The following is a 5,095-nucleotide window of genomic DNA, read 5'->3' as shown; positions in this document are numbered from 1 at the left end:
CTGTGACTCGTGCGCCCCGAGGGCGTGTGCTTTCTGGGTGTACACCGCGCTGATGTCGATCGCCACATCGGGCCGGAAGGGGTTGGGCCGCTGGAAATGGTCTTGAAAGTACGGGAAAACCGGAATCTTTTCGAGCCGGGGCGTCTCAGGGGCTACGTTAGGCACCGCCACGAGGCAGGCAGCGTCCTGCACAAGTACCCTCGTGTAGCGGTGGTCGGGGTGATAGTCGTTTGGGCGGGGGGCAATCACGACATCGGCGTTCCACTCCCCGATTTTATCGGACGATCTGCAGACGAGTGCTCAGGTCTGGTAGTAGCTGGCCGTCGTGGTTGTCGAGTACATCGTACGCCACGCCGAACCTTTTGCCTGCCTCCTGTGCCTCCGCCAGCCGGCATCGGGCCAGTTCCTTTCCTTTCATGGTTTGGTGGCCGGCATCTCCGTTGGGGACGGCTACGAACTCAACCGCGTGGTTCATCGAGGCCAGCAGCGCCGCCGTGCCGCCGCCCTTGATGTCGCATTCGTCCGGGTGGGCGCCAACCACAATGATCCGTACGGGGTCAGAAGTACCTTGCGCCAGGACGGGCCGGAGACTGACCAGGGTAACAAAGGCGACAAGCATTATTCGGGAAAGTGTGTCCATGGGTGGCAGCGGTTTTGCGAGTGGAAGGAAAATCGGTTTAAAGTACTTCTAACCATAAAGAGCAAGGGAAGCACTATTTTACCATCCTTCGTGGTAGTCTTCCATTTAACACCGAGCTTAATCTATGCGTTTTGCTTGATTAGTACTTCTAACCATCGCCCAAATTAGAGACAGCGAACCAAAAAACTGCTTCCAAGAGAGATAGTGGCAGGACAACAGGAATTGAGCAAACGGTTTACAGACTGTCGTTTTTTCTGCCTAGTTTTGTTTCCCCAATTAAATCCGTACCCTGTAATTGGGAATTTGGTAGTCGGCTGAGTCTGAACGTACTCTTTCCAAATCCAGGACTCACACCAACCTACAAGAATGTCATGTCCCTCTATTCACTTTTAACTCTCATGTTATGAATTACAAATCCCCTTTTTTAGGTAGCCTTTTGGCTGCACTTCTACTGACAAGTTGCGAAGATCACCGCATTCCGGCGGTAGAAACAATCCAAGTTACCCCCTTTGCTTCGGGGTTGGCTGGTCCTATCGGACTCGAAAAAGATGTAGCCGGCAATGTTTGGGTAGCTGAAGCCGGCTCCGGAAAAAACGACGGCAAGATTACAATGCTTACCCCCGACGGCAAAGCGCACCCCGTCATTACGGGTTTCGATTCGGAAATTATCCTGCAGGGCGAATTGAACGGACTGAATCACATCCTTTTCGCTGACGGCGTATTGTACATCCTGGGAGCCAACAGCCGTTTATACAAAGCCAACGTAGCTTCCTTTAAGCCCGGTGATGCCCCCTTACTGGCCAAAGACCTGCCCGTAGAAGATATGAAGCAGTTTATCCTTGATTACAAATTCGCGCAGGATACCGAAGACACGCACCTGTACAACATGACTTTGGGGCCCAATGGCGACCTATACATCACCGATGCCGGAGCCAATGCCATTATCCGTCGTACCAAAGTTGGAGCATGGAGCGTGTTTGCAATTATTCCCGGCATTAAAAACCCTACCCCGGTGGGACCGTCGTTTGTTGAAAGCGTCCCGACCGGCATAGTTTTTGACGGGCAGAAATTTCTGGTTAGTACGCTGCTGGGCTTTCCATTTCCCACAGGTTCGGCCCTTATATATCAAATGGATCAGGCCGGAGCTGTCTCCGTATATCAAGGTGGGTTCACCAGCCTGGTCGATATCAATCTGACTACTGATCCCGGTGCCCTCGTCGTACAGCACGGGGTATTCGGCGCTCAGGGTTTTGCCCCCAATACCGGACAGATTCGCCGGGTGGCCAGCAATGGCAGTTCCGTGGCAGTGGATAACCTCAACCTTCCCACTGATCTTGTACAAGTAGATGCGCACACGTATTACGTGAGCGGCCTTACCGGGACGGTAATGAAAGTCACGTACTAACCGTTATCAACTTCCCTATTAGCAAACTTCTCCCAGAGAGCCTCCCTACAAGGAGGCTCTCTTTTTTATGGCTTGTATTGCCTCAATCATGCTATAAACACCCTAATAGGCCGTATGTCAATACATAAAATAAGAACCTGCACAAATCATTAGCCCAAATCCAGCGCGACAATTTCGTGATCAAGTAGTCCGCGGACTTCTACGGTGATTTTCCCATTTCGCCTCACAAAGGCAGGCTCTGTTCCGCGCATGAGGAGTTTCACGCGCGAAACTTTTTTTTCCGCCGGTACCTGAACCGTTACCTGAGTGTCGATGGGAATAAGCTCGCGGAAGGGGCCTTTCATCATCATTGGATTTGTTAAGTTGACCAGGTGCACCGTCATGGATTTTTCCTGCTGCCATACGGTACTATCAATTACCCCAGGCCCGATGATGGTCGTGACGGGAGGTTCATCCAGCGCCCAATCAATAATATTATTCAACAAAACCCGGTGATCTACGTTAAGCATTTTCCAGAAGGTACGGTCAAGATCGCCGGGAATGTACGCCACCCGTCCTTTCCCGACCTGGCGCAAGTACACTTCCCGGATGTCGGTTTCCTGCACTCTGGGGTACACATCTTCCATGGGGAGGTCGGGATAGGTAGGTATTAGCGTCACCGGACTGGCGAAAGCAGTAGTCGGTTGTACCTCGACTTTGTAGATGGCATTTACGATGCGCGGGGTATCCTCCAGACCCGCCAAGAGCTGAGTATGCACGGCATTTTGGGGCTGATGGTGCAGCTGCAGGTAGCTGTTGCGCTGCGGACCGGCTACTTTGTTCTGATAAGAGACGCCAAACAGGCTTGCCAGACCAAAGTCGGAGCGAGGGCGGGCTTCCTCATCGTACAGTGAGGTTTCGAAAGTAGCCACCACACTACCCCCTCGCTGCACAAATGATTGGATCTGCATGCATTGCGAATCGGAGAGAGCCGCAATGTTGGGAAGAATCAATAGCTTGAATCGTCCGAGATCATCGGCCGAAAGCAGACGGTCGTTGACCATATCGAAAGGGATGCGGCTCTCTACCAGGGCATGGTACATGCCATTCAAATGGTCGCCGCTGTGCTGCTGCCAGGGTTGTCCGCCGTACTTACGTTCGGTTTGTTCTGAATAGACGACGCCCACCCGCGCCAGAGATACCGTGTTGCGCAGGTACTTTTCATTTTTGTAATAGGCATCGTACAGCTTGGCAACCGAATCCATCCACCGTTTGTCGTAGATATCCCCGCCGAACTTTACGAAACAGGGACGCATGCCGTTAGCGGTACCTTCGGCCACCCAGATGCGGATTTCGGCGTCGCTCTGCACGGAATCTTTCCAGCGAAACTCCTCCTCCAGACCAACGCTGAAAATTCCGATCAGCGGTTTATTGCCCAATGTGGCGCGTAGTTCCTTGGCGCCTTTGCCGTTGGTCCAGGGTGGAATCAGGCCAGAGCGAGCTTGCTGGTCGGCAAAGAAAAGATCCGACTCCTGGCCCGTCAGTACTTTATCAGGAAAACCGTTTGGAATGAAACGCGAGGTGGGTCGTACCTCCCGAATCCCGGCATCCCAGAGCAGCCACAATTCCCGGAGCCGTTTCGTTTTCCATTCGGCCCATTGGCGATAGGTAGGGTCAAGCCTTTCTTCTTTGGTGGGGAGAGCCAGGCCCGAATAATTTTTGAAATTGCGCTGGCAATGCTCGCAATAGCAGATGCCATGGCCTGCCCATCGATTGGAGAAAATACCTTCCGGCGCGAAGCGCTGAATAATCTCTTTGTTTACCTGTGGCATGAACTCGAAATTATAGGGTCCTAGGGCGCAGGTCACCCACAGGTCAGGATTGGCCCAGTGCCGCCTTTGCTGACCATCGGCGGTCACGGCTATCCAATCGGGATGCGCTGCCAGGGTGTCCTGCCGCGTAGCGTGCGGATCAGTACGCAGCATTATTTTCATCCCTAGTTTTTTGCATCCTTCCACAAGATAGCCAAGTGTATCGGCATCGCCCATAAACTGACTCCGGTGGTGCAGCGGTATTTCGGTCGGGTAGAAAGCCACGACCCCACCCGCACTCAGAAGGGCACCATCTGCGTGAATCTGTTTAAAGTAGTTAAGCCAGAAATCGGGATCGTAGTGACCGGGATCGCGCTCTACAAAGGCCAGTTGCGCCCAGCGCATTGGCCCATCGAGCCACACCTCAGCCAAGGGCACCTCAGCCGGGGGCGTATAAGTACTATCGTTACTGCAAAGAGAATTAGACCAGGTAGTTGGCGGGGTCACTACCAGAGCAGAGCCGAGTAAACCGACGTTCCGAACAAATTTTCTTCTTTCCATTCTCTGAGAGATAAATTTTATAAGGCCGAGCCTGCCGTAGCATCTTAGGGAAAGTAAAAGAAAAGGGGGCTCTGGTTATACCGTGTAGTGTATGTTTTCTGAAAATATAAAATGTACCTGGCAGTACGCTGAAATACAAAAGATGGGGGATAAAATCATCTGTTTTACGGTACTGCTGCACTTTGAAGTAATGTTGCCTCATAATCGTAGTGGATCGTTACTCAATTTGATTACGCCTTTGGCCATAAAATCAAACTAATGAAAGACTGCCACAGGAACGGTTTGGATGAGCAGGAATTACCTAAGTCTCCGGCTTGAGTGTCTCAAAAAACTCACTGCCTCGGTAAAATTATTAGCAGATTCAGGAGCCTCCTCTAAAATTTTATTGAGCATTCAATTTTTATTGCGTTTCAAATGCGTTAATATTAATCATTGAAATCAAGCAGATTATGAATAACAGACCTGGGATTTTTAATGACGTCATAGGCCCGATCATGCGTGGGCCGTCAAGTTCTCATACTGCCGCTTCGTGGCGAGCGGCCAGAATTTGCCTGGACATTCTCAATGAGCCACTCACTGCCGCCATTATTGATTTTGATAAAGACGGGGCCTGGGCGCCTAATTACCGGGAACAGGGTACTACCATCGGTATCGAAGGTGGGTTGTTGGGCCTGGACATGGCCGATGACCAAATAAAGC

The 5,095-nt window shown here is 51.6% G+C and carries 4 protein-coding genes and 1 pseudogene; 2 read left to right on the top strand and 3 right to left on the bottom strand.

All coding sequences use genetic code 11. The features are described from left to right. Both ACEW8P_RS06695 and ACEW8P_RS06690 read right to left on the bottom strand, forming a co-directional pair. On the bottom strand, positions 1–249 hold a 249-nt coding region (locus ACEW8P_RS06695), incomplete at its 3' end, for a PIG-L deacetylase family protein (protein WP_373512322.1). Positions 250–274: 25 nt separating this feature from the next. Continuing rightward, positions 275–640 (bottom strand): PIG-L deacetylase family protein, encoded by a 366-nt coding sequence (locus ACEW8P_RS06690; protein ID WP_373512321.1) that lies wholly within the window; start codon positions 638–640, stop codon positions 275–277. A 403-nt stretch (positions 641–1,043) separates the two neighbouring features. Between ACEW8P_RS06690 and ACEW8P_RS06685 the strand changes: the two genes are divergently transcribed. Next, the gene (locus ACEW8P_RS06685) at positions 1,044–2,045 is read left to right on the top strand and encodes a ScyD/ScyE family protein (RefSeq protein ID WP_373512320.1); all 1,002 of its coding nucleotides are present in this window, start codon (positions 1,044–1,046) and stop codon (positions 2,043–2,045) included. Between the two features lie 149 nt (positions 2,046–2,194). On the opposite strand, the gene ACEW8P_RS06680 is transcribed toward ACEW8P_RS06685, so the two are convergent. Then, positions 2,195–4,396 (bottom strand): alpha-amylase family protein, encoded by a 2,202-nt coding sequence (locus ACEW8P_RS06680; protein WP_373512319.1) that lies wholly within the window; start codon positions 4,394–4,396, stop codon positions 2,195–2,197. Positions 4,397–4,845: 449 nt separating this feature from the next. Here ACEW8P_RS06680 and ACEW8P_RS06675 point away from each other — a divergent pair. Next, positions 4,846–5,095, top strand: a pseudogene (locus ACEW8P_RS06675) (serine dehydratase); the annotation flags it as partial.

Source organism: Persicitalea sp., assembly GCF_041751555.1.
Classification (GTDB): Bacteria; Bacteroidota; Bacteroidia; order Cytophagales; family Spirosomataceae; genus Persicitalea.
Note: the sequence above shows the minus strand (reverse complement) of the source record. Positions and strands in the feature narration are given on the sequence as shown.